Source organism: Colwellia sp. MB3u-55, from assembly GCF_014076785.1.
Classification (GTDB): domain Bacteria; phylum Pseudomonadota; class Gammaproteobacteria; order Enterobacterales; family Alteromonadaceae; genus Colwellia_A.
The window spans coordinates 1-24,209 of the sequence record NZ_JACGUS010000104.1; the positions used below are offsets into that span (position 1 = coordinate 1).

At 37.9% G+C, this 24,209-nt stretch carries 21 protein-coding genes; 14 read left to right on the plus strand and 7 right to left on the minus strand.

From position 1 onward, the window contains the following. The first annotated feature begins 596 nt into the window (after nucleotides 1-596). On the plus strand, nucleotides 597-3,356 hold the full coding sequence (gene polA / locus H4J66_RS07055; RefSeq protein ID WP_182172392.1) for a DNA polymerase I: 2,760 nt from the start codon (nucleotides 597-599) through the stop codon (nucleotides 3,354-3,356). A 302-nt stretch (nucleotides 3,357-3,658) separates the two neighbouring features. Here the strand turns inward: polA and H4J66_RS07060 are convergent, their stop codons facing one another. Beyond that, complete coding sequence (locus tag H4J66_RS07060) at nucleotides 3,659-3,841, minus strand: hypothetical protein (RefSeq protein ID WP_220463235.1); 183 nt, start codon at nucleotides 3,839-3,841, stop codon at nucleotides 3,659-3,661. Between the two features lie 23 nt (nucleotides 3,842-3,864). Beyond that, on the minus strand, nucleotides 3,865-4,731 hold the full coding sequence (locus H4J66_RS07065; RefSeq protein ID WP_182172394.1) for an SPFH domain-containing protein: 867 nt from the start codon (nucleotides 4,729-4,731) through the stop codon (nucleotides 3,865-3,867). A 596-nt stretch (nucleotides 4,732-5,327) separates the two neighbouring features. Here H4J66_RS07065 and H4J66_RS07070 point away from each other — a divergent pair. The 6 genes from H4J66_RS07070 to H4J66_RS20250 all read left to right on the plus strand — a co-directional run bounded on the left by H4J66_RS07070 (nucleotide 5,328) and on the right by H4J66_RS20250 (nucleotide 10,599). Beyond that, complete coding sequence (locus H4J66_RS07070) at nucleotides 5,328-8,105, plus strand: pitrilysin family protein (protein WP_182172487.1); 2,778 nt, start codon at nucleotides 5,328-5,330, stop codon at nucleotides 8,103-8,105. Nucleotides 8,106-8,413: 308 nt separating this feature from the next. Next, nucleotides 8,414-8,887: a transcription elongation factor GreB gene (greB, locus tag H4J66_RS07075; RefSeq protein ID WP_182172396.1), complete on the plus strand. Its 474-nt coding sequence runs from the start codon at nucleotides 8,414-8,416 to the stop codon at nucleotides 8,885-8,887. 291 nt (nucleotides 8,888-9,178) lie between these two features. Then, complete coding sequence (locus tag H4J66_RS20235) at nucleotides 9,179-9,259, plus strand: hypothetical protein (protein ID WP_310650635.1); 81 nt, start codon at nucleotides 9,179-9,181, stop codon at nucleotides 9,257-9,259. Nucleotides 9,260-9,596: 337 nt separating this feature from the next. Continuing rightward, nucleotides 9,597-9,842 carry a hypothetical protein gene (locus H4J66_RS20240; protein WP_259369077.1) on the plus strand — a complete coding sequence of 82 codons (246 nt, stop codon included), beginning with the start codon at nucleotides 9,597-9,599 and terminating at the stop codon, nucleotides 9,840-9,842. 75 nt (nucleotides 9,843-9,917) lie between these two features. After that, on the plus strand, nucleotides 9,918-10,118 hold the full coding sequence (locus H4J66_RS20245; protein ID WP_259369078.1) for a hypothetical protein: 201 nt from the start codon (nucleotides 9,918-9,920) through the stop codon (nucleotides 10,116-10,118). 97 nt (nucleotides 10,119-10,215) lie between these two features. Further along, nucleotides 10,216-10,599: a methyl-accepting chemotaxis protein gene (locus H4J66_RS20250; protein ID WP_310650634.1), complete on the plus strand. Its 384-nt coding sequence runs from the start codon at nucleotides 10,216-10,218 to the stop codon at nucleotides 10,597-10,599. A gap of 263 nt (nucleotides 10,600-10,862) precedes the next feature. Here the strand turns inward: H4J66_RS20250 and H4J66_RS07085 are convergent, their stop codons facing one another. Together H4J66_RS07085 and H4J66_RS07090 are read right to left on the minus strand one after the other, a co-directional pair. Then, nucleotides 10,863-13,118 carry an EAL domain-containing protein gene (locus H4J66_RS07085; protein WP_182172398.1) on the minus strand — a complete coding sequence of 752 codons (2,256 nt, stop codon included), beginning with the start codon at nucleotides 13,116-13,118 and terminating at the stop codon, nucleotides 10,863-10,865. Nucleotides 13,119-13,206: 88 nt separating this feature from the next. Then, nucleotides 13,207-14,064, minus strand: coding sequence for a peptidylprolyl isomerase (locus tag H4J66_RS07090; protein ID WP_182172400.1), 858 nt, complete (start codon nucleotides 14,062-14,064; stop codon nucleotides 13,207-13,209). A gap of 115 nt (nucleotides 14,065-14,179) precedes the next feature. On the opposite strand from H4J66_RS07090, the gene H4J66_RS07095 reads away from it, so the two are divergent. Together H4J66_RS07095 and H4J66_RS07100 are read left to right on the plus strand one after the other, a co-directional pair. Continuing rightward, a complete protein-coding gene (locus H4J66_RS07095; protein WP_182172402.1) occupies nucleotides 14,180-14,890 on the plus strand; it encodes a DUF445 family protein in 711 nt (236 codons plus the stop codon). A 256-nt stretch (nucleotides 14,891-15,146) separates the two neighbouring features. After that, complete coding sequence (locus tag H4J66_RS07100) at nucleotides 15,147-16,334, plus strand: amino acid aminotransferase (RefSeq protein ID WP_182172491.1); 1,188 nt, start codon at nucleotides 15,147-15,149, stop codon at nucleotides 16,332-16,334. A 122-nt stretch (nucleotides 16,335-16,456) separates the two neighbouring features. Here H4J66_RS07100 and H4J66_RS07105 read toward each other — a convergent pair whose 3' ends face one another. Continuing rightward, complete coding sequence (locus tag H4J66_RS07105) at nucleotides 16,457-17,068, minus strand: DUF952 domain-containing protein (RefSeq protein WP_182172404.1); 612 nt, start codon at nucleotides 17,066-17,068, stop codon at nucleotides 16,457-16,459. Nucleotides 17,069-17,281: 213 nt separating this feature from the next. Here H4J66_RS07105 and glpE point away from each other — a divergent pair, with 213 nt between their 5' ends. Then, nucleotides 17,282-17,611: a thiosulfate sulfurtransferase GlpE gene (gene glpE, locus H4J66_RS07110; RefSeq protein ID WP_083277969.1), complete on the plus strand. Its 330-nt coding sequence runs from the start codon at nucleotides 17,282-17,284 to the stop codon at nucleotides 17,609-17,611. A 13-nt stretch (nucleotides 17,612-17,624) separates the two neighbouring features. Next, nucleotides 17,625-18,497 carry a rhomboid family intramembrane serine protease GlpG gene (gene glpG / locus H4J66_RS07115; RefSeq protein ID WP_182172406.1) on the plus strand — a complete coding sequence of 291 codons (873 nt, stop codon included), beginning with the start codon at nucleotides 17,625-17,627 and terminating at the stop codon, nucleotides 18,495-18,497. 352 nt (nucleotides 18,498-18,849) lie between these two features. Here glpG and H4J66_RS07120 read toward each other — a convergent pair whose 3' ends face one another. Next, the gene (locus H4J66_RS07120; protein WP_182172409.1) at nucleotides 18,850-19,242 is read right to left on the minus strand and encodes a flagellar basal body-associated protein FliL; all 393 of its coding nucleotides are present in this window, start codon (nucleotides 19,240-19,242) and stop codon (nucleotides 18,850-18,852) included. A gap of 308 nt (nucleotides 19,243-19,550) precedes the next feature. Here H4J66_RS07120 and H4J66_RS07125 point away from each other — a divergent pair, with 308 nt between their 5' ends. Continuing rightward, a complete protein-coding gene (locus H4J66_RS07125) occupies nucleotides 19,551-20,123 on the plus strand; it encodes a chorismate lyase (protein WP_182172411.1) in 573 nt (190 codons plus the stop codon). Nucleotides 20,124-20,160: 37 nt separating this feature from the next. After that, a complete protein-coding gene (ubiA, locus tag H4J66_RS07130; RefSeq protein WP_182172414.1) occupies nucleotides 20,161-21,024 on the plus strand; it encodes a 4-hydroxybenzoate octaprenyltransferase in 864 nt (287 codons plus the stop codon). Nucleotides 21,025-21,128: 104 nt separating this feature from the next. Here ubiA and plsB read toward each other — a convergent pair whose 3' ends face one another. Then, nucleotides 21,129-23,570, minus strand: coding sequence for a glycerol-3-phosphate 1-O-acyltransferase PlsB (gene plsB / locus H4J66_RS07135; protein WP_182172417.1), 2,442 nt, complete (start codon nucleotides 23,568-23,570; stop codon nucleotides 21,129-21,131). A 138-nt stretch (nucleotides 23,571-23,708) separates the two neighbouring features. On the opposite strand from plsB, the gene H4J66_RS07140 reads away from it, so the two are divergent. Then, the gene (locus tag H4J66_RS07140; protein ID WP_220463233.1) at nucleotides 23,709-24,182 is read left to right on the plus strand and encodes an NYN domain-containing protein; all 474 of its coding nucleotides are present in this window, start codon (nucleotides 23,709-23,711) and stop codon (nucleotides 24,180-24,182) included. Nucleotides 24,183-24,209: the final 27 nt, after the last annotated feature.

Genomic DNA, 24,209 nt, shown 5'->3' on the forward strand with positions numbered 1-24,209 from the left:
TTACAAAATATTAAAATATTAAAATTGTAATGTTGTAATCTTATGGCAACAATAATAAAGCAAGAATAATAAAGCAATATTTTCGATGATTTATTTTCTGATGATTTCAGCTTTTATTCAAATTATAGATAAATTAATTCAGGTTTTTTTATCTTTAAAATCGCGCAAAGTCTTACTGTTATTCGCTTATGTTTTTTAGTTATTTAAAGCAGAAATATACCACTAAAAATAATTTAATAATTGTCTGGTATTGAGAGAAAATTCTGGTACTCTCTTACCTCGTTTATTTGAGCAGCACAAAAAACACACAATTAATAAGATGCTGAAAACATACAGGATAAATTTTTATCCACATAAATAAAAATAATAATAAATATGTGAAAAAGGAATTTAAAACTACCTTTTCCCAATAAAAATAAGATGTTACCTATCAATTTATCGTAATAGCCATTTGGTTGTTATGATTTTTTTCGTTGTTTTCAACATACTTATCCACAATTTAAACGATCTTTTGTGACTAATTTTATAGATTAAGTGGAGAGAATGTACTGAGTATGGCATCCTTAGCCAAATTTCACTTCTAGTCACATATCATCATGACAAATTCTGCTTTATCGCCACTCATTTTAGTAGATGGTTCTTCGTACTTATTCCGTGCTTATCATGTTCCATATTTACAAGCATTATCAACAAAAGATGGTCAACCTACCGGTGCGATTACTGGCGTGTTAAACATGCTAAAAAGTCTGAAAAAAAATTATCCAAATGGCAATGTTATTGTGATATTTGATGCGAAAGGCAAGACCTTTCGTAATGACATGTATCCTGAATATAAAGCGAATCGTCCACCAATGCCCGACGATCTTCGTACTCAAATTGCACCCATCCATGAAATTGTTGCCGCTATGGGGTTACCGCTATTGGTGATTGATGGCGTCGAAGCCGATGACGTTATTGGTACCTTGGCAGAACAAGCGAGTAAAGCCGGTATCGACACCGTTATTTCAACCGGCGACAAAGACATGGCACAACTCGTTGATAAGCATGTCACGCTTATTAATACCATGACCGATGTAAAAATGGATGTTGATGGTGTTATTGAAAAGTTTGGTGTCCGCCCAGACCAAATTATTGATTACCTCGCGTTAATGGGTGATAAAGTCGATAATATTCCAGGGGTCAATAAGTGTGGTCCCAAAACCGCAGTAAAATGGTTGCTTGAGCACGAAAATTTAGAAAATGTCATGGCTAATGCTGGAAACGTAAAAGGTAAGATTGGTGAGTATTTACGTGAAGCACTTGAGTTTTTACCCCTCTCTTATGAATTAGCTACTATTAAACTTGATGTACCGCTTGAGCAAACCGCCGATCAATTACAGCCAGGCGTTGCCGATGTTGAAAAATTAACTGAGTTATACACTCGATTTGAACTACGCCGGTTATTAGCAGACTTACAAAATGGCGAATCTGCTATTGCGGGTTCACCCGGACAACAACCCTCAAGTGTTGACACGATTGTAGAAGAAACACCTGCAACAGATGATATTGAAACTGACTATCAAATTATTTTTAGCGAAGCTGAGTTTACTTCTTGGCTGACAAAATTAAAAAATACTGATCTCTTTGCCTTTGACACCGAAACAACCAGTGTCGATTATATGAAAGCTGAGTTAGTGGGCTTATCGTTTTCTGTCGAAGCTGGAACTGCCGCTTATGTGCCGCTTATGCATGATTATCCTGATGCACCCAAACAGCTCGACCGTGACTGGGTCTTGACGCAATTAAAACCACTTCTCGAAGATAAAAATCAAGCAAAAGTTGGTCAGAACTTAAAGTATGATGTTAATGTGCTTGCACGTTACGGTATTGAAATGCAAGGTATTACTTTTGATACCATGATCGAGTCTTATTGTTTAAACAGTGTTGCGACTCGCCACAATATGGACGCGTTAGCGACTAAATATTTAGGTTACAAAACGGTCAGTTTTGAGGAAGTTGCTGGCAAGGGCGCTAAAAAATTAACTTTCAACCAAATTGAAATTGAAAAAGCCGGATATTATGCCGCCGAAGATGCCGATATTACCTTGCGCTTGCACCAAGCCATTTATGCCAAGTTAGAAAAAAATAAAGATCAATTGTCAGTATTTACCGACATTGAAATGCCTTTGTTACCTATTTTAGCGCGTATGGAGCAACACGGTGTTCTAATCGATTCTGATTTGCTCAATGAACAAAGCCATGCACTTGGTATGCGCTTACAAGAATTAGAAATTCAAGCACACGATATTGCTGGACAAACGTTTAACTTATCATCACCCAAGCAACTACAAAAAATATTGTTTGAAGAGTTAAAAATCCCAGTAATTAAGAAAACGCCCAAAGGTGCACCTTCAACTGCAGAAGAAGTGTTACAAGAGCTGGCGTTAGATTACCCTTTACCGAAAGTTATTTTAGAAAACCGAGGACTGAGTAAGTTAAAATCAACTTACACTGATAAGCTTCCATTGTTAGTGTGTAAGTTAGGTCGAGTACATACCTCTTATCAACAAGCCGTTGCGGCAACAGGGCGTTTATCTTCGACCGATCCAAACCTTCAAAATATTCCAATTCGTAGTGAAGAAGGTCGAAAAATTCGCTTAGCTTTTATTGCGCCCAAAGATCATAAAATTGTCGCGATAGATTATTCTCAAATAGAATTGCGTATTATGGCGCATTTATCTGATGATCCAGGATTAGTCTCTGCCTTTTCAGAAGGGCGAGATGTGCATAAAGCAACAGCGGCTGAAATATTTGGTGTCGATTTGACCGAGGTAACCGTTGATCAACGCCGTAGCGCTAAAGCAGTAAACTTTGGTTTGATTTACGGAATGTCAGCGTTTGGTTTAGCAAAACAACTTGATGTGCCTCGCCATCGCGCGCAAGAGTATATGGATAAATATTTTGAACGTTACCCTAATGTTATGGCTTACATGGAGGACACGCGTCAGCAAGCTGCAGAGCAAGGTTTTGTGGAAACATGCTTTGGTCGTCGTTTATATTTACCTGATATTAAAGCTAAAAATGCGATGCGTAGAAAAGGTGCTGAACGTGCCGCTATTAATGCACCTATGCAAGGCACTGCCGCTGATATCATTAAAAAAGCAATGTTAGCTGTAGATGAATGGATACAAATCCAGCAAGACCCACGTATTAAAATGACAATGCAAGTACACGATGAGTTGATATTTGAAATTCATCAAGACATCGTTGATCAAACAACGGCGAAGCTTGTTGAAATTATGAATGATGCGGTAAAGTTAAAAGTCCCTCTCATTGCTGAGGCAGGTATTGGCGATAACTGGGAACAGGCGCATTAACTATACAAGAGTACTTTTTGGTGTTTTTAAAACTAAAGTGTAATTTAATTACATAATTCGCTTTACAAAAGTAGAATGATTACTCTATAATGGAGTTGTTCTTTTGTGAACACTTGTTGTAATAATTTGTATATTCAAGCTCTCCTCGTAGCTTATAAGCCGATGACATTGTCATCGGTATTTTTTTGTCTAAAATTTGATAACTATGTCTTATGTAATTATATTTCAGAATATGAGTGATCGACACCACTTAATAACAGTATCACTGTCGATCATCCGTTTATGGGTATTTAAAAACAAGATTAATTTTTAGGATCAATAATAGTTTCTATCGGTTTAGGCTTAGTTCGGCCAGACTTTCTTAAGGCATCACGCAGCACGTACTCTATTTGTGCGTTTAAACTGCGTAATTCATCATCAGACCAGCGTTGCATGGCAGAAAGAATTTCTTCATTAATGCGAAGAGGATATGCTTTTTTTGCCACAATATTTCTCACTCAATTGACGATTAGTATAAGCTGCCAGTATTTACTACAGGTTGTGCCGCTTCGTCGCTACATAGAACAACTAATAAGTTACTCACCATAGCGGCTTTTCTTTCTGCATCAAGTTCTACAATTTGACGCTCTTCTAATTTTGTTAATGCCATTTCTACCATACCGACAGCACCTTCGACTATGGTTCTACGTGCGGCAATAATTGCCATGGCTTGCTGGCGTCTTAGCATAGCGTTGGCAATTTCTGGCGCGTAGGCTAAATGACTAATACGAGATTCAATCACAGTGACTCCAGCTTTTTCTAACCGGTCTTGCACTTCAATTTTTAATGCGGCTGAAATTTGAGTAGGATCGCTGCGTAAAGAAATATCGTCATCCTCGTGATGATCGTACGCATAACTTGTGGCTAAATTACGTAATGCGGATTCACTTTGAATTGAGACAAAATCCTCATAATCATCAACCTGGAAAACGGCCTCAGCGGTATCTGTTACTTCCCAGACAATAACCGCCGCAATCTCAATGGGGTTACCATTTTTGTCATTAACTTTTAGTTTACTACTTTCGAAATTTTTAACCCGTAAAGAGACGCGCATTTTTGTGTAAAAAGGGTTAGCCCAGCGTAGGCCTGAATCATGAACGGTACCCGTGTACTTACCAAACAATTGCATTACCCGAGCTTCTTTGGGATTGACCATAAAAAAACCAAACCAGCAAATAAAAATAGCAAGGGTGACCAATAAACTAATAATGGTAAGTGTGACATTGTTATTTATTATGTTATTAATTAACAAGGTGAAAGTTCCAATCTGTAATGTCAATAAAACAAAAATAAACATAATGCCATTGGGGGCTTTGATTTCTTTTTCCGTAATCATATTATTCTCAGTAAGATTCCAATAAGTGATATCATTATGATATCACTTATTGTTTGTTGCAAGTATTTAGCAGAGCAACATTCATTAAATAAGATATTTATAAACGTTTAGGTGTCAGTAAAAGGCTAAAGTTATTAGACGTTTGATGATTTCGATCAATTTTGTCGAGTTCAGGCTTAGCTATAATTTTTCCTTCATTATTCAATAGGAAAATACAATGGGATGATGCAGAGGCGGTGGCGGCGAAGGTCATCAACCAGTGAAAACTGAAACACAAGAACAGCAAGAACAAGAGAAAAAACAAAAAGAGTAGCTAATATTTTTCCTGTATTCATTGAGACAACAGCCGTTGTCTTTTTTGTTTTAAATTTAAAGGTTAACAAATAAGTAACAAAGTATTACAAAACAGAAATATCATTGGCAAAGCAAGTGAGCAAATCATATATTAGAGCTAGATACTGGCGCAGAAGTTGAGCGCGAGAAAATATATTTATATAGATAATAAAGCCACCAAGGAGCATAAATTGAAAAAATGGAGCATCCCATTGCTATTAACTTGTTTAGCAGCATGTGAACAAACTGCGCCAACCACCACCATGGTTGAAGTAACATTACCAGCAGGTGTAAGTTTTGTTGAGCAAGTAACCACAGAAGCGGGTAAAACTGTTATTCCTTATCAAAAATATACCTTAAGTAATGGTTTGACGGTTATTCTTCATAAAGATGCTTCTGATCCCTTAGTTCATGTTGACATGACTTATCACGTTGGCTCTGCTCGCGAAGAGTTGGGTAAGTCAGGTTTTGCTCATTTTTTCGAACATATGATGTTTCAAGGTTCTGAAAACGTAGCTGACGAACAGCATTTTAAATTAATAACTGAAGCTGGTGGTACCTTAAATGGAACCACTAACGGTGACCGAACTAATTATTTTCAAACAGTTCCAGCTAACCAACTAGAAAAAATGTTGTGGTTAGAGTCAGACCGTATGGGCTTTTTGGTAGATGCGGTAACGCAAGAAAAATTTGAAGTACAACGTGAAACGGTAAAAAATGAAAGAGGACAAAGTTATGATAATCGTCCTTACGGTTTATTAGGAGAGAGAGTTGCCGAAGCGTTATATCCGGCAGGGCACCCTTACTCATGGCAAACCATCGGTTACTTAGAGGATCTAGATCGTGTAAATGTTAACGACTTAAAAGCATTTTTCTTAAAATGGTATGGTCCAAATAACGCAACCTTAACCATAGGTGGTGATATTGACGCTAAAGAAACGTTAGCCTTAGTGGAACAGTATTTTGGGTCTATCCCGCGCGGACCTAAAATCGCGATGCCTGAGAAACCTACATTCACCATAAATGAAGACCGTTATATTTCCATGGAAGATAATGTTCATTTACCTTTAGTGTATATGTCTTATCCGACCGTTTCTGTTCGCCATGCAGATGAAGCCCCACTTGACGTTTTATCCAGTATTTTAGGTGGCGGTAAAACATCTTTGCTTTATAAAAACTTAGTGAAAAATCAATTAGCGGTTCAAGCTTCAGTGGGGCATCCCTGTGCAGAACTAGCTTGTACCTTCACTTTATTAGCGTTACCACACCCGGCTTCAGGAAAAACATTAGCAGATATAGAAAAAGTGATCCGCGATAGCTTAGTTGAATTTGAAGAGCGTGGCGTACAAGACGACGATCTAGCGAAAGTTAAAGCGAGTATGGAAGCAAGCTTTATCTTTGGTTTACAAAGTGTTTCAGGCAAAGTGAGTACACTTGCGGCTAATCAAACATTTAAGGGCGATCCAAATTACATTGAAAAAGATATCGCACGTTATGCCAATGTTACTAAGGCTGATGTTATGCGAGTCTTTAAAAAGTATATTAAAGACCAACATGCGGTGATCATGAGCATAGTGCCTAAAGGCAAACTTGATCTAATCGCAGCACAAGATAATTTTATTCCTGCACCGCGTAGTAAAGGTCAAACATCTGAAACCTCAGCAGAGAGTTTAGTGGTTCGTAAAGCAAAAGATAATTTTGATCGCAGTAAAATGCCAATCTCAGCTGCTAATAAATCAGTAGCTGTGCCACAGATGTGGAACAAAACGTTAGCCAATGGTATTAAAGTGCTGGGTACGCAAAGCATTGAAACCCCAACAACATCATTATTGTTAAAAATCCCTGCGGGTCATTATTACTCAGACAAAGATAAGGCAGGCGTTGTTTCGTTACTTGCTAGTGCATTAAATGAATCGACCACCAAACGTAGTGCTGAAGAAATGAGTAATGAATTACAAAAATTAGGTAGCTCAATCGCTATTTATGCGGGTAATCAATACTTGAATGTTAATGTCAGTACACTAACTAAAAACCTTGATGCGACAATGGCACTGGTTAATGAAAAATTAATGCACCCAGCATTCATTGAAGCGGAATTTTCACGTAACAAAAGTAATGCTATTCAGGGCGCAATTAATAGCAAGAAAGATGCTGGTTATTTAGCCTCAACAGCTTATCGTCAATTATTGCAAGCTGACAACATTGCAGCAACTTCAAGCCAAGGTACCGAGCAAAGCCTCAATAATATTATCTTAGCAGATGTTAAAACCTTCTACGAACAGCAAGTAAAACCCAGTGATAGTCAGTTAATCGTCGTATCAGATTTGAAAGAAAAAACGCTAATTAAATCACTTAACGTCTTTTCTAGCTGGCAAGGTAAAGGATCAAGCTTAGTGTTAACACTGGCTAAACCTGAGACAAAAGCGGGTGTTATTTATTTAGTGAATAAAGAGGGTGCCGCACAATCCGCGATTCGCATTGGTAAACGCTCTATGACGCAAGATATAACCGGCGAGTATTACAAGTCTTATTTAATGAACTTTACCTTAGGTGGCGCATTTAATAGTCGTATAAACCTAAACCTTCGTGAAGATAAAGGTTATACCTACGGCGCACGTTCTGGTTTTAGTGCTGACAAATTCTCTGGTACATTTACCGCCTCTGCTGAAGTTCGTGCCGATGTTACCGATAAGTCAATTATTGAGTTTGTAAACGAAATAAAAGGCTACAGCGAACAAGGTATCACGGCAGAAGAATTAAGCTTTATGCGTAATTCAATTAATCAAAGAGATGCGTTAAAATATGAAACACCACGGGCAAAATTAGGTTTCTTAGCGCAAATCTTAGAATACGATTTAAAGCCAAGTTTTGTGCAAGAGCGTGCAGAGATTGTTGAAACAATCAGTGCAGAAGAAATAAATGCGCTTGCAAAGAAACACTTAAATTTAGCGGAAATGTTAATGGTAGTTGTTGGTGATGCTAAAACATTAAAACCCCAACTAAAAGCATTGGGTTATGAAGTGATTGATTACGAAATCTAATCTTACTTGTTGCTCTTTGAGTGATTGATATAAAGCCTTAACGATAAACGTTAAGGCTTTTTTATGCTCAGGATGAACGGTCATGACAGCTCTTAGGCATTCATGCGTTCGCTGCATTATTGCTTTTTTCACATCATTTTTCCCAGACAAATCATAGCCTCTGCATTCATTTAGGCAATGTCGCGTTGCTACGGATAGCAAAGAGCGACGATGTTTTATTAAACCTGTTATCTTTATTATTGCTGAGTATGGTCAGTTCAGCTTAATCCTGTCACAATAAATATTCTGCTTACGAGTGTTTAAAAAATATGAAACGAAGTAACTATATTACCCGCGCAGGCTGGGATCGCTTAGATAAGGAACTAAAATACTTATGGAAGGAAGAGCGTCCTCTTATCACTAAATCTGTCTCAGAAGCTGCTGCGCAGGGCGATCGAAGTGAAAATGCAGAATACATCTATGGTAAAAGGCGTTTGCGTGAAATTGACCGACGCGTAAGGTTTTTAGTTAAACGAACCGAGGACTTAACGATTGTCTATTATGATGCTAAGCAAGAAGGTAAAGTTTATTTTGGTGCTTGGGTCTCGTTAATTAATGAAGACGACAAAGAACTCACCTATCGAGTGGTGGGGCCTGATGAATGGGACGTTAAAAAAGGAGAGATAAGTCTTGATTCACCAATGGCAAGGGCATTAATAGGTAAGTGTGTTGATGACGAGGTCGTAGTACAGACACCCGAAGGTGAGCGTGTTTTTGATATTTTAAAAATTTGGTATAAATAAACAGCACACAAGAGTACTAAGGTTTATCGTGCTTTAAACATCGATTGCTCTATTTCAATTTATTAAAATACCAGGGTGTCTCAACTTCCCATTTTTTTATGTAATATCCCTTCAAAATCAGTATATTTTGTTGATATTTTTGATCTTATCATTTTATTAACTAAAATATAAAAACAATAAATTCATACAAAAGGATTTATCTATACAAGACAAAAGCAATCGATTATTAATGAAGAAGTTAATTTTGAAAACGGTGTAGAACTAATTTCAACAACCAATAAAAAGGGTGTCATTACTTACGCGAACCCAGACTTTTGTAAAATTGCCGGCTACTCCCTTGATGAACTCGTTGGACAAATCATAGCATTGTAAGGCATCCAGACATGCCTAAGCCTGCCTTTAAAGATTTATGGACTAATTTAGAATCGGGCTTACCTTGGCGAGGTGTTGTTAAGAATCGCTGCAAAGATGGCCGTTATTAATGGGTTGATGCTTTTATTACCCCTATTTTGAGTCAGGTCAGCTAGTTGGTTTTCAATCAGTAAGAACACGCTTAGAAGAGAAAACTAAAAGTAATGCCATATTATCTTATCAAGCACTACAAGCGGGCAAGTCTTTAAATAAGTGGTACGAAAATGCCAGTATTAAAAATGCAGCCTACATTGGCGCAAGTATAACAACATTGTTCAGCGCTCTTTATTATCCATACATGATGTTTTTATTACTTTTACTACCCTTTATAATTTATAAAAATGAAATTATCAATACGCCTAAATATTTTAAAAAACTCAGCAGAGACTATGACAGTCTTTCACGGTTAATTTATTGTGGAAGCAAACCTCAAGGTATTGCCGATTTTCATTTGAAAATGGCTGAAGGTAAAATTAAAACAATTTTAGGTCGTATTACCGACAGTAGTGATTTACTCAGTGCAGGCGTGAGTACGCTTGAGTAAGCGGCGAGAATAGCTAAAGAAGGTGTTGAACAAGAAACGGCTGAATTACACCAAGTCGCGACAGCTGTTGAAGAAATGGTTGCAACAATCGATGAGGTTGCCCAGAACACCACATTTACTTTACAAAAAGTTAATCAAGCCCATTCAGATTGTGAAATTGCCATAAAAGCCATGCACACCACCACGGAAAAAGTCAATATATTGGCTGAAGAAGTCGCAAACTCAGTGTCTTCGGCAACAGAGCTCGCCAGTGAGGTTGAAAATTTGGCAGCATAATGCATGTAATACAAGGCATTGCAGATCAAACTAATTTATTAGCACTTAATGGGTAATCGAAGCCGCACGCGCAGGAGAACATGGTCGAGGATTTTCTGTGGTGGCCGATGAAGTTAGGGCGTTATCAAGCAGAACCCATGCGGCAACAGAGCAAATACAAAGCCCAATATCAGAAATGCAAAATACACTTTTATCATGGGTGCAAACTATGACAAAAGGTAAAGAGTCTGCGGACAGTTGTGTGGAAAAAGTAACAGAAGCTCATGATGTTGTTGATAAGGTATATTCATTGATCACTGATATTTCTGATTTAGCCATACAAATATCGACAGCATCAGAAGAGCAAAGTATGGTTTCTCAGGAAATTAGCCGCAATATTATTAACATCAGTGATGCTTCTCAAAATAATCTTCAACAAACAAATACGGTTGAACGTGAGACGGTTAACATTAAAAAAAAGCCAATGCGCTTAGCGCTTTAGGGCAAGGGTTTAATGGCTAAGGTAATGTTTAATCATTATTAAATAAAAATAAGATAGCGCCACTTTATTATTAAAAAGGTCTGGTAACGAGCCTTTGAAACGTAGTCCATTATTAAAGGCAGATAATTTTTATAGTTTACATTAGCAGCCTAGATACCAGGATTGTCGCTTCTATTGTAAAAATGCCGCTTAAAAAATGAATTTTTAGCGGCATTAATTTCAGTAGAATCAACAGATATAAATCAGTGGTTGGTATTAATAAACTAGTGGTGATGGTCAATATTAATTTTATGCCACGCTAGATAGTCACCTTTAGTCATAGGCTTGGCAATTAGATAACCTTGAATTGAATCAATATGTAGCGTTTTGAGTAACTCGTGCTGCTCTAACGCTTCTACTCCCTCAGCAACCACGGTTATGTTAAGGCTTTTAGCTAAGGTTATTATCGTATTAACGATACTAAAGCCGGTGCCATTATCTAAGATTTTATCGATAAAGCTTTTATCAATTTTAAGTTCATTGACCGGGAAAGCACTTAAGTGTGTTAAACAAGAGTAGCCAGTACCAAAGTCATCTATGGAGAAGGTAAAGCCTTTTGCTTTAATTTCTTGCATTTGTTGAATGGTATTATCAATATCTCCAGCCAACATCGACTCAGTAATCTCTAACTTAATCTGTGATGGTCGTATATCGAAGTCAGCTATGGCATTAAGTAACTCAGTTTTTAAAGTAGATGAGTTAAATTGGCAATGACTTATATTGATTGAAACACTGAACAACTCGTCAATAATATTATCGGTACGCAGTTGCGTAATTAATATACAAATATCACGTAAAACAATGTTTTGTAATTTTTGAATAAGCCCATATTGTTCAGCAATAGGTATAAAATCATTGGGTGCGACCAGACCTTTACTGGGATGATTCCATCGAATAAGCGCCTCTGCTCCAATGACTTTACCCAAGGTATTTACTTGCGGCTGAAAATAGGCACAAAACTCTTCATTAGCGATTGCTCTAACAAGATCAGTTTCGAGTTCAGCCTGCTTTTCTAGTAAGGTTTGTAATTCGGGGTCATAGAAGTTATAACTATTACCTTTTTTCATTTTTGCGCGATACATAGCGGTATCTGCAAACTTCAAGATGTTATCTACTAATAAGTTACCATTGTTAACTAGGCTAATACCGATACTGCAACTGACCTGAAATGCTAATTCACCTAACTCAAATTTTTCATCAAATACGCTGTGTAATTTTTGAGCGATCTTTTCAGATTCTATAATGGCCTGCTCATTACTTTCACCAACATATTCCAATAAAAGAATAAATTCATCGCCACCCACTCTGGCTAAAGTATCTGATGCCCTTATAGCAGCGCTAAGTCTTGTTGATAATTCGACTAAAATTTGATCTCCAGCGCTATGTCCTAGTGAGTCATTAATTCTTTTAAAGTTATCCAGATCCAAAAATAATAAAGCGCCAGTTTTGCCAGAACGTTTTATTCTTTCAATGCACATTGTCAATCTTTCGTTGAGCATTCGTCTATTAGGAAGGTTGGTTAATGGATCAAAAAAAGCCAATTTCTCAATCGCCTTTTCTGCCTCTTTACGCACTGTTATATCTCTAGCTATCCAGACGATATGCCTTTTATTAGGAAAGTTTGGCTGATAATGGTCAAGGGGGGCTGTTCTCCCCTCGAAAGTCATATTACCTTTTAGAACGTCAAGCTGATATTCAAAAATTTGCACTTCATTAGTGGCTAAGGTCTTTTCAATGACCGACATGATTGGCTGTGCATCTTCTTTAGGTAAAGCGTCATTTACATTTTTGTTAATAAGTTTGTTAATTGAACCATATAACAATTCATCAGCTGAGCCATAAATATCGGTATATACGCCATCTTCACTCAATATTAAGGCTAAATCAGGCATAACCTGAGTAAAAGCTTGGAATTTTTGGTTACTTTTTTGTAGATCAGCAATCAGTTGCTTGGCGTTAAGTGATTCAACGTTTTTTTCTAAAGCGATGCTTGAAAAATGCACGAAATAGTCGATTAACTCTAAATCTTTATCCGTTGGAGATTTAGGAGAGCTATGGTAAATGGCAAGAGAACCAAGAGTTTTGGACTTTGTTGAAATAATGGGGGTTGACCAACACGATTTAAGATCAAAGCTCAATGCGAGTGCTTTAAAGTCTTGCCATAACGGGGATATTGCGATGTCTTCAACAATGACTCGAGACTTTCTAAATGCTGCAGTCCCACAAGAACCTACTTTTGGGCCAATGCGTACGCCATTAATAGCCTGACAATACTTATCATCAATATTTGGCGCAGCGCAGTGAAAAAGTTGTTCGTCTTTTAACGATAATATTGAGCACTTCGCTGACTTGTCATCGATAAGCTCTTCTATAGATAAACAAATATCATTTAGTACATCATTTAAAGACCGACCTAAGGCAATTTTAGATAAGATATCTTGTTGATGAGATAATAGTTTTTTTAATCTAGCTATGTCCATATCTCACCAAGATTATTTATTACATTACGGGTTAATTTATAGCAAAACATTTTCAAGGTCAAAGCGATCCCCCCCTTTTAAGTAAGTTTTAATTAATTATCTGGCTTTTCACTGGCGTTTGGCAAATATCTAACACGGGTGGTGGTTTTTTGTAGAAAAATGCATTTTCTCGTTTTTTTTGTTTTTCTATCATTTGACTAAAAGCGGGGTGCTCGGTATCTTTTACGGCTAATAAAATTTGTTGTTCCTTCGGCACGTCATTCATCATTCTCATGCTTGTCATGATGGTATAATCTTTTTCAGCAACAGGCTTATCACCTTCAATAACTGATGTTCTAGTAATGGCTTGTACGTGATTCATGCCATAAACCACACGACCAAAGATAGTCATGATTCGATCTAAATAGCGAGTGGCTTGACCATTAACAATATAAAAATGACTGGTGCCGGAGTCGGCGTCATTACCCCTAGCCATTGCAATGACACCTGGGCAGTGCGTTAACCAGGCTTTTTTTTCACTCGGGTTATGAGCTAATGAAAATCCGTCTTTAAAACCTGTTTTTTCAGCGAATAAATCATTGTTTTGAATTTTAGTGAACTGCCAGTTTTCATCGGTAGTAAAGTCACCTTCCATGATTAATGTTGGTACTAACTTATCTTGACGACTGCCATCTTCAGGACCTCCTTGCGCAACAAAACCGTCGATCACTCGATAGAACTTATTACCATCATAATGACCTGATTGGGTCAGTTTTATAAATTGTTCGACATGCTTAGGCGAAAACTGTGGTGCCAGTTCTATAACAACTTTTCCGTGTGGTAGTGTCAATAATACGGTTCTCGCAACATCTAAAGCTCGCCATTCATCAGCTACTTTTGATGTTTGTGCCGCAGCGCTAAAAATAGTCAGTAATGTACTCATGACTAAAATAAGTTTGATTTTCATGACGTTTCCTTAATCTTTATTGTTTACCCGTGACTATACAGTAAAAAAGTTGGCGCAAAACCCTGTAATTGTTAATATAACACGATAGAAACCAACACTAATTTTGAGGTACTCAGTGAATAAAAGCTTTATGACTAATATTATCGCCTTGCTTGCTACGTTAGCGGGTTATTTTTTCGAGCAGTCTTTACTCTTTACCATAGGCTTATTCGCCTTGTCGGGAGCATTTACTAATTGGATTGCGATACATATGCTTTTTGAAAAAGTCCCCTTTTTATATGGCTCTGGTGTTATTCCTGCGCGCTTTGAAGATTTTAAAAAAGCAATAAAAGAGCTGATGATGGAACAGTTTTTCACTGAAGAAAATATTGACCGATTTTTATCGGGTGGTTCAGGGGGGTTAGTGTCTTTAGACTTAACGCCCGTCATTGAAAAATTAGACTTGAATCCTGCTTTTGATGACTTAGTTGATGTTATTGAAAAGTCATCGTTTGGTGGCATGTTAGCGATGGTCGGAGGCAGTGAAGCATTACAGCCGTTACGAGAACCGTTTATTGAAAAAATGAAAGTCACCGTTGGGAAAATTTCACAAAGTGAAGAATTTAACAATATCCTCAAGGATGAGTTAGAGCAGCCGAGTGTTATGGCGGATATGCGTGATAAAGTCAGTGAAATTATTGATCAAAGGTTAAATGAACTAACACCACAACTGGTCAAGGAAATTATCCAAGCGATGATCCGCAAACACTTAGGTTGGTTGGTTGTTTGGGGAGGTGTATTCGGTGGTATTATTGGCTTTATCGCCGCCGTTACTAATAATTTCTAAGATTTTATCAGCGACTATTTCGCAACAAACGTTGGATATAATTTGTTGCGAAACTTGTCATTACAGATAACAAGGTTATCCTTGTTATTCCTTAGTCCCTTTTGTGCTATTAATTCCTGCAATTTTTTAGTTTAAACGCTTTAAATTTAACCTTATTGGGGCTATGCTTGCGCTCTAAACACAGGGATTTATCTCTCTTGTTGAGCGAAATCGCCCAATTAAGAACATCCCGTCATTGAATAAGGTAACCGGAGACATGTTTGGTAGCTTAAAGGCTTTGCCAGCCGATCCTATTTTAGGCTTGTTGGCTAAATATCGTGAAGATTCAAACCCACATAAAATTGATTTGGGTGTGGGCGTTTATAAAAATGAAGCAGGTCATACAGCGATTTTAGACTGTGTGAAAGCAGCGGAAAAATATCGTAACGATCACGAAGATACCAAAGTTTACATTGGTCCTACCGGCTCACCTGTATTCAATGAAGAGATGAGCAAATTAATTTTCGGTCACCATAAAGTGCTGCTCGAAAATAGAGCTCGTACGGTTTCTACTCCCGGTGGAACTGGGGCATTACGTGTTGCGGCTGAATTTATTAAGTCTTGCAAAGCGGGCGCCACTATTTGGGTGAGTAACCCAACATGGGCAAATCATACCGGTTTGTTTGAAGCCGCTGGTTTAACCGTTAAAACCTATCCGTATTACGACCACGAAAACAAAACGCTTGATTTTGATGGCATGTTAGCGGCATTAAAAGAAGTCAGCAGCGATGATGCTGTGTTGTTACATGCGTGTTGTCATAATCCCAGTGGTATGGATTTAAACAATGAGCAGTGGCAACAAGTTGTTGAAGTGGCTAAAGACATTGGTTTTTTACCCCTTATCGATATGGCATACCAAGGTTTTGGTGTTGGTTTAGACGAAGATGCCTATGGTTTGCGTTTAATGGCTGAACACGCGAAAGAAATGATTGTTTGTAGTTCATGTTCGAAAAACTTTGGTTTATACCGCGAACGTATTGGCGCTTGTACTATTATTGGCGAAACATCTGCCGCAGTTGATGTTGCACAGTCCGTATTACTTTATGTGATCCGTGTTATTTATTCTATGCCACCAGCGCATGGTGCCGCATTGGTTGAAACAATCTTAAGTTCTGATGAACTACGTACCCAGTGGCATGTAGAATTAAAAGAAATGCGAGACCGTATTAATGGTAACCGTCAACTCTTGGTTGATAAGTTAGTCGAAAACGGTGTCACTCGTGATTTCAGCTTTATTACCCGTCAAATGGGAATGTTTTCATTCTTAGGTATAACCCCTGAGCAAGTGCAACAGTTACAAGATGAATATAGTATTTATATGGTCGGTTCAAGCCGTATGAGTATTGCGGGTATTGCGAATAGTAATGTTGATTACTTAGCAAAATCTATCGCGAAAGTTCTTTAAGCGCTAAGATTAGTTAACCACTTTAACGCTTAAAAAAGAATTAAAGCCAAAACATCTCGGTGTTTTGGCTTTATTGTTTTTTGGTTATCTAGCCAATTGATAATGCGAGTAAGCGGTTATCTTTAGAGGTAAAAATTTCCATCCTCATTCAGTGATATTTTTTCAACCCGAGTAACCGCATTGATGTTTAAGGGGCCATATATATGAGGGTATAAGCCACCACTTGCAGGTTCCCACTTTATTTCTGGTATAACTAACTCTTTATCAACAATCAAAATAAGTGGCTGCTCTTTGTCTTTATAATATTTATTGGCAAGACGGTTTAATTGACTTTTTGGTGTCGCATGAATAAAGCCTTCGCTGGTTAACGAATCACGCGTTAGCTTACCTGCACTTAGTGCTTGTTGATATTCAGCATTTGATGAGAGTAAATAGATAGCCGGATCATCGAGTCCTGCATACATGCGAATAAAAGTATTTGTGAGTATTTGTTGCTCATCTTTTTGGTAAAGGTAGTCAACACGAAATATCCCTTTAATATTATTATTTTCAATAGACTGACTTACAACGCTTATTTCTGCTCGAGCAGTCCAATCAGTACCTGTTAACCATAGAGGAACATTGTCAGCAAGATGCTGATGACCTTTTCTTTCAAAGGGATAGGTTCTTCCACGCACTAACTCTACGTAATCATCTGAACGGAGAATTGAATTATTTGCTATTTTAAAGCCCATGGGTTTTCCTGTGTTTAATTGTTATTAGCGATAAAGCTATTAATTGTCTATGTTACCGATAAGTGCACATGCTTTAAATGGTAAACAACAAAGAATATATTTGTTGTCTTATCACTATTCGCAATCAATATGTATTTTGCTGAGTTTTGAATGGTAACGTCTAGATGTAAAATTATGCTACATTAACGGCGTAAATTTTTAGGGAAATAAAAAATGACTGAACAAACCAATTTCAAACATATGCAACTGGCCACCTTACACGAGAGTTTAACTGATAAAACTCATGTCATTGTTGATATTCGTGACGCGGCTTCTTTTCAAGCAAATCATATTCCTGGTGCTATTCATTTGAGCAATGAAAACTTTGCCGATTTCATTCGTGAAGCCGACTTAGATGCCCCCGTTGTTGTTTGCTGTTATCACGGTATTTCTAGCCAACAAGCGGCACAGTTTCTTATTAGCCAAGACTTCAGTGATGTTTATTCACTCGATGGCGGCTTTACTGATTGGCAATTACGTTTTCCACAAGATATAGAACACTAAATAGTTGAGCATAATGTCGGAATATAATTCAGCGGATGAGCTAAGTCCGTTAGTACAAGTTAAACAACATAACATTGCCTTGTTGTTTGCGAATTATTTAACCAGTTTAGATATCGATGCTAAAGTTCAAAAGGATGACAGCGACTATGTTATTTATTGTGCAAGCCATAAAATAGACCAAGCAAAAGAAATTTTTGCTGAATTTATTGCCGATCCTTACCAAGAAAAATATCAACAAGCTGCATGGCAAAGCGGACAAGTTTCACAAGTTCAAGATAACTCTCCGTCATTAATAACAAGCTTTAAACAGCAATTTTTAGCTCATGCCGGTGTGGTAACCTTAACTGTTTTTGCTTTGTGCTGGTTAGTTTTTATCGCGAGCTTGTTGGGTTTCGCTCGACCGACTTTTGAATTATTACATTTCTATCCTAAGTTAACGATCGAGGCCTTTTTTGATTCTCCATTACGTCTTTTAGGGCCCGCACTGTTTCATTTTTCATGGTTACATATTGTCTTTAATACTATGTGGTGGTGGCAATTAGGTGGCAGTGTTGAACGGACTTTAGGGAAGGGGGCGTTAATTAATTTATTTTTGATCACCGCACTGGTCTCTAATCTCGGGCAGTTTATGGTTTCAGGTCCTAACTTTGGCGGCCTGTCTGGTGTGGTTTATGGCTTAGTGGGTTATGTTTGGTGGTATGGCTGGCTAGCACCTGAAAAAGGTTTAATGATCTCTAAGCCCATTATTGGCTTTTTACTGTTTTGGCTTTTACTGGGCTACGCTGATGTTTTACCGGTTAATATGGCAAATACTGCGCACTTATTAGGACTAGTCAGTGGCTGTTTGTTAGCAGCAGTCAACGTTTTGTTGATGAAAAGGCATTAGTTCTATAGCAACAGGGCTAGGTTCTGGTCTAGGCTAACGTTTGCCGGTTAATATGATGGCAAATACTGCGCGCTTATTCAGATTAGGCTTAGTCAGCGGCTGTTTGTTAGCGGCAGTCAACGCGTTATTGATGAAAAAGCATTAGTTCTGTATTAACAGGGCTAGGTTCTGGTTTAGGCTAATGTTTTGCCGGTTAATATGATGGCAAATACTGCGTGCTTATTCGGGTTAGGCTTAGTCAGCGGTTGTTTGTTAGCGGCAGTCAACGTGTTATCGATGAAAAGGCATTAGTTCTTTATTAAAAAACCGTAGGTTGAGTTTTACCAACCTACGGGTATCTTTTAATTTACTGTTAGTTGTCTAACCACTGTGTAAATAACAATTTTTTAATTAGCGGTTGACCTGTTTCTTGTGTCAAAAGACTCTTCACTTTTTCTTCACATAAACGCTGGATTTCGTGGCGACCATTAATCGATTTTACTTTTGCTTCAGGTTGCTGACCAATAATAGCAATAATAGCATCGCGTAATAACGGTGCATGATGCTCAACCGCTTCATAATTTGCCGAATCTTCAATCATCAATTCAACGGTGAGACGAACATAGCCAAGTTTCTTTTTTACCGCTACATAGTTAGTGATAATAGCGGGTTCAAAACCAAAGTAAGCATAGTCTGCCGCTTTCACTGAAGATAAAGGAAAAGAGAACGACAATAATGTCGCTAATATTAATAAGGTGTTTTTCATTTTGCCGCTCTTTTTAACTGGAGAATCGAAAAGACTATCGACTATATTACAATGAATCATTAGCTTTTATTAGCAAATTTGTTCGCTTTATTTATTTTTATAACGCTAAGCGCTAAAAACCCCTCAAGTATAACCCATTTGATAGGCTAATTTATTCCGTGTGGCTTATTGATGCTAGCTCGGCTTCCTTAGAAATCACTACTTGAATTGGGTCGGCTGCGAGTACCAAATTACCAGCGGCATAAATTAAACAATACTGATATGATATGCAGGTTATTGTTTAATAAAATAGTTATTAATTAGTTGTTATGACCCAGTCGCATCCATTATTTCCCATTACTATCGATACAACATGGCAGTCTCCTTTAGGAGTATCGCTTAGTGAAACGCTATTAAGTTGGTTACTCGACCCAAGCTCGTTAACTGCTCGTTTAAGCCAATGTTGCCAACATTTTCGTGTTGAAGTCTTAGGGCAAAAAATTCAGCCTTGCACAAGAGAAGAAGCAACGGCAGACATTAATGTAGGAGAACAAGTGTTAGTTCGTGAGGTGATATTATATTGTGACAATGTGCCACAAGTCTTTGCCCGCAGCTTACTGCCTTTAAAAAGCTTAACCGGTGAAGAGCAGAAGTTAGCACACTTAGGTAACCAATCGTTAGGACAGGTGCTGTTTAGCAAAAAAGAGTTAACCCGTAAATGCATTGAAATCTCGTCTTTTTCTCCAACCACTACCGTATCAGCACTAGCCCGACATCTTAAATTACCGGTTAAAACTGAGCTCTGGGGACGGCGTTCAACGTTTATGCTGCATGATAAACCTTTATTAGTTGCTGAAATATTTTTACCAAATGCCTTTGCTTATCAAACTAATCAATTATGAGATATAGAAAAAAAATAAAAAATCTTCAGGATAATATATGACAAATTCTATTGCAGATAAGTGGCAAGGCATTGTAACAATTACTCGCGCCGACAAGCCGATCGGTACCTACTTGCTATTATGGCCAACATATTGGGCGTTATGGATAGCGGGCGATGGTTTTCCACTCTTACATTGGCTAACTGTATTTACCTTAGGTGTTTTTGTTATGCGCAGCGCAGGTTGTGTTATTAATGACTGGGCAGATCGTAAAGTAGACGGACAAGTAAAGCGAACCCAGCATAGGCCATTAGTTACCGGTATTTTAACACCAAACGATGCATTATCGTTATTTGGTTTGTTGATTGGCATTGCGCTCGGCTTAGTTTTAACCTTAAGTTGGTTCACCATTCAATTGTCAGTGGTTGCGGTGTTACTGGCAGCAAGTTACCCTTTTATGAAACGCTATACCCAGTTACCCCAAGTGGTATTAGGTGCAGCGTTTAGCTGGGGGATGATTATGGCGTTTGCCGAAGGTATGGGTGAAATCCCCACAGTTGCTTGGCTACTCTTTAGCGCTAACTTATTATGGACGGTAGCTTACGATACTATGTATGCGATGGTTGACCGCGATGACGATTTAAAAATTGGTATAAAATCAACGGCCATTCTATTTGGTCGCTATGACAAACGTATTATTCTATTTCTTCAACTGGCTACACTAGCTTTGTTAATGAGCGTGGGTGAAATGCTCGCTTTTGGTTGGCCTTATCAACTGAGTCTTGTTGTTGCGTCCGGATTTTTTTGTTATCAACAAATTTTAATTGTCGATAGAGAGCGTGATAAATGTTTTCAAGCTTTTTTGAATAATCATTTTGTAGGTTTAGTGATTTTTATTGGCATATCAATAGAGTACCTCTAGTTACTACGGCTCCGTATAATCATGAGTTCCAACATTATGCTTGTGGTGCGTCATCCTGATAATCGTTCAGGATGACGATGTAGCCCGCTTTATTTGTGCAAGGGTTAACGAATAATACTCTGTAAAACTTCAATATCTATCAGTTGAGTAACCGACGACTTTAACAAACCTAAAGTACTGCTATCAACGAGTTGGTCGTTTTCATCTTTATTAATATAGCCTTGCTCAATCATGGCTTTAATTAAAATTCCCTGGGCTTTTTTATCAATAAACTCAGGAGCATTAATGTCATTTAATACCGATAAGCGCTTAGCAATAGCAACAACTTTGTCTTCAAGGTCATTTTTACTAATAGGTGATAAACGATGTGTTAATGAACAGATAATGGTAAGACGTTGCATGGTTTCATTAATGCATTCGCCGATTAAACGAATATTAGTGGTCAGTTCAACGTCATTCACTACGCTTAAAAAGCCACTATTACTTTTTCGAATAAGACCTTCGGCCATTAAAAATTTTACTATTTGCTCTGTTTGTTCCACGACATCATTTTCGCTTTGCCATAAAAACAAATCAATTTTTACTAAACTGATGATCCGTTGCACTTGCTCTAATAAAGTGTTGATATCTATTTTGCTATGGCGTTCCAATACTCGGCAAATGAGCGCAGGTAATATATAGCTATGTAAAATATTATTACGGTAATAACGCATTTCTAAAATGGCGGTTTCAGATAATGAAATAATGTCGCCATAACTGTCTTGATTAACCGTGACTTTATTAAGAGAGATAACCTCTTCAAGTAGTTGCTGGCCATCTTCACAGGGGATGGTCAATTGCTGACTATAAGGCGCATTGCGCTGTAAGTTTAAAAATAAATCAAGCTGGCTAATTAATTCTGTTTTAGCGAGTGCTTTATTATTACAAGCATGCAAAATAAGTGCGACTAAAGCGGTACCGTTTATGGCGGCGCTTTGATTGATATGTGTCATTACTTGATCAGCCAGAATATTAACACTTGGTGTTAACCATGTTGGCTTTTGTGGATCAATAGGGTCGATATCGTCTTTCCAGTTAGGAACCTGTTTATTTAAGAACTGGTTAATATTGATAGGTTCACCAAAATTCACGTAACCTTTTCCATAATTTCGTAAATTTTTAATCGCTTTAATCACACCAAAGATAGATTCATTTTTCTTCTGGCTACCACTTAATTCTTTATGATAGGTGCCGACTTCCATGACATGCTCGTAACCTAAATAAACTGGCACTAAGGTTAATGGACGATCAATGCCACGAAGCAGGCTTTGTATCGTCATGGCAAGCATACCCGTTTTAGGGGGTAGTAAACGGCCAGTTCTACTGCGACCGCCTTCAGAATAATATTTTACCGAGTAGCCACGTTCAAATAATAAGCCTAAATACTCGCGAAAGATAGTGGAATATAAGCGGTTGCCTTTAAAGCTACGACGAATAAAAAACGCCCCGGCTTTGCGGAAAATAGGGCCTGCTGGCCAAAAATTTAAATTAATACCGGCGGCTATTCTAGGAGTCACTAAGCCTTCTTGGAAAATGACATAGGTAAGTAGTAAATAATCCATGTGGCTTCGGTGACAAGGCACATAAATAATTTCATGGCCTTCTTGAGCGAGATCGCGCAGCACTTTTGCATTATTGATGTTTATACCGCTGTATAAGCGACTCCACAGCCAAGTTAAAATACGCGCGCCTAAACGAACCATAGAGTCACGGTAATCACCGGCAATTTCATCCATGATGGCGAGGGCTTGTTTTTTCACTTGCTCTTCACTAATTGCTTTGCTTTTGGCTTCGTCGCTGATTAAGCGTTTTATCGATGGATTAGCAAGCAGTGTCGCAAACATTTGTTGACGGTGCATTAACCTTGGGCCCGTTACTGCAATCGTTTGGCGGTAAAAGTGAAAACGAGCAATACGCATTAACTTTTGTGCACTTGCTTGCGTTGTACCATGCTTGTCTGCCATAAAACGAAAAGAAATCGCTTCACTAAATCGGACAATAGAATTACGCCCTAAAAATAATACAATGAAAAATTTTCGTAACCACGAAGGTGATTCTTGATCCGCTAAAACAGTACCAATATTGGCATTATTATGTTCTTTGGTTGGTGTTCTGCCCCAAATAACATGAGCAGGTATGAGATGAGCATCTAATTTTTCGTCGATGCTGTGCTGCTTTAATAATTCGAAGCCTTGGGTGATCGCTTCGGTATGACCTGCTTTTCGCCAACGAAACAGCGGTGTAGGTTTTTCTAAGCACAATAAACGTGAAAAACTTTGCCCATTAACGGTTACCAGGCTTAGTGGATCGGGTAATTTTAAGGTTTTACAGGCTTTTCGTAGGGCAAGTAGATCACTGGCAGATTGATGACGAATAACATAAAACTGTGGCTGTTCAAGTTTTACTTCTTCTGACTCTAAATAGTTGTCAGGAACAATCTTACTGCGAACAAGCAATTTTATCGGGAAACGTAATAAGAAATAGAATAATGAACGTATGGCTGACATCGAGTTTTCTCTGAATTATTATACTTTTAGACATGTTTTTAATAGTAGCTTTATTGTAGCATGTTGCCTATGGTTTTTGGTAATGGTGGCAATCACCAACATCCTTCCTTTATCATCGAGTAATAAATGACAAGCCAACTGAACAAAATAGCTATATTTGTAGATGTACAAAATATTTACTATACCACCCGTGATAGCTTTCAAAGGCAGTTTAACTACCGAAAGTTTTGGCAACAAATTAGTGAGCAAGGCGATATTGTTATCGCCAATGCCTATGCCATTCAACGCAGTGATGATGCCCAACATAAATTTCAAAAAGCGTTAAAACATATTGGCTTTGAGGTAAAGCTTAAGCCGTTTATTCAACGTCGAGATGGCTCTGCCAAAGGTGACTGGGACGTCGGTATTACCATTGATGTCATGGAAAGTGCCGGCGATGTTGATACCGTTATATTATTATCTGGCGATGGTGACTTTGATTTACTACTTCGCAAAGTTAAAGAGCGTTATGGAGTAACCACACATGTTTATGGTGTGTCCGCTTTAACCGCTAACTCATTAATTAACGCGGCGGATGATTATTTTGCGATTGATGACGGGTTACTAATATAACTTTGCTTGTCGAAATTACAGTGAGTC

Coding starts and splice junctions, on each gene's coding strand:
- polA (WP_182172392.1), top strand. CDS start 597: ATGACAAATTCTGCTTTATCGCCACTCATTTTAGTAGATGGTTCTTCG.
- H4J66_RS07065 (WP_182172394.1), bottom strand. CDS start 4,731: ATGATTACGGAAAAAGAAATCAAAGCCCCCAATGGCATTATGTTTATT.
- H4J66_RS07070 (WP_182172487.1), top strand. CDS start 5,328: ATGGTTGAAGTAACATTACCAGCAGGTGTAAGTTTTGTTGAGCAAGTA.
- greB (WP_182172396.1), top strand. CDS start 8,414: ATGAAACGAAGTAACTATATTACCCGCGCAGGCTGGGATCGCTTAGAT.
- H4J66_RS20240 (WP_259369077.1), top strand. CDS start 9,597: ATGATGTTTTTATTACTTTTACTACCCTTTATAATTTATAAAAATGAA.
- H4J66_RS20245 (WP_259369078.1), top strand. CDS start 9,918: ATGGTTGCAACAATCGATGAGGTTGCCCAGAACACCACATTTACTTTA.
- H4J66_RS07085 (WP_182172398.1), bottom strand. CDS start 13,118: ATGGACATAGCTAGATTAAAAAAACTATTATCTCATCAACAAGATATC.
- H4J66_RS07090 (WP_182172400.1), bottom strand. CDS start 14,064: ATGAAAATCAAACTTATTTTAGTCATGAGTACATTACTGACTATTTTT.
- H4J66_RS07100 (WP_182172491.1), top strand. CDS start 15,147: ATGTTTGGTAGCTTAAAGGCTTTGCCAGCCGATCCTATTTTAGGCTTG.
- H4J66_RS07105 (WP_182172404.1), bottom strand. CDS start 17,068: ATGGGCTTTAAAATAGCAAATAATTCAATTCTCCGTTCAGATGATTAC.
- glpE (WP_083277969.1), top strand. CDS start 17,282: ATGACTGAACAAACCAATTTCAAACATATGCAACTGGCCACCTTACAC.
- glpG (WP_182172406.1), top strand. CDS start 17,625: ATGTCGGAATATAATTCAGCGGATGAGCTAAGTCCGTTAGTACAAGTT.
- H4J66_RS07120 (WP_182172409.1), bottom strand. CDS start 19,242: ATGAAAAACACCTTATTAATATTAGCGACATTATTGTCGTTCTCTTTT.
- H4J66_RS07125 (WP_182172411.1), top strand. CDS start 19,551: ATGACCCAGTCGCATCCATTATTTCCCATTACTATCGATACAACATGG.
- ubiA (WP_182172414.1), top strand. CDS start 20,161: ATGACAAATTCTATTGCAGATAAGTGGCAAGGCATTGTAACAATTACT.
- plsB (WP_182172417.1), bottom strand. CDS start 23,570: ATGTCAGCCATACGTTCATTATTCTATTTCTTATTACGTTTCCCGATA.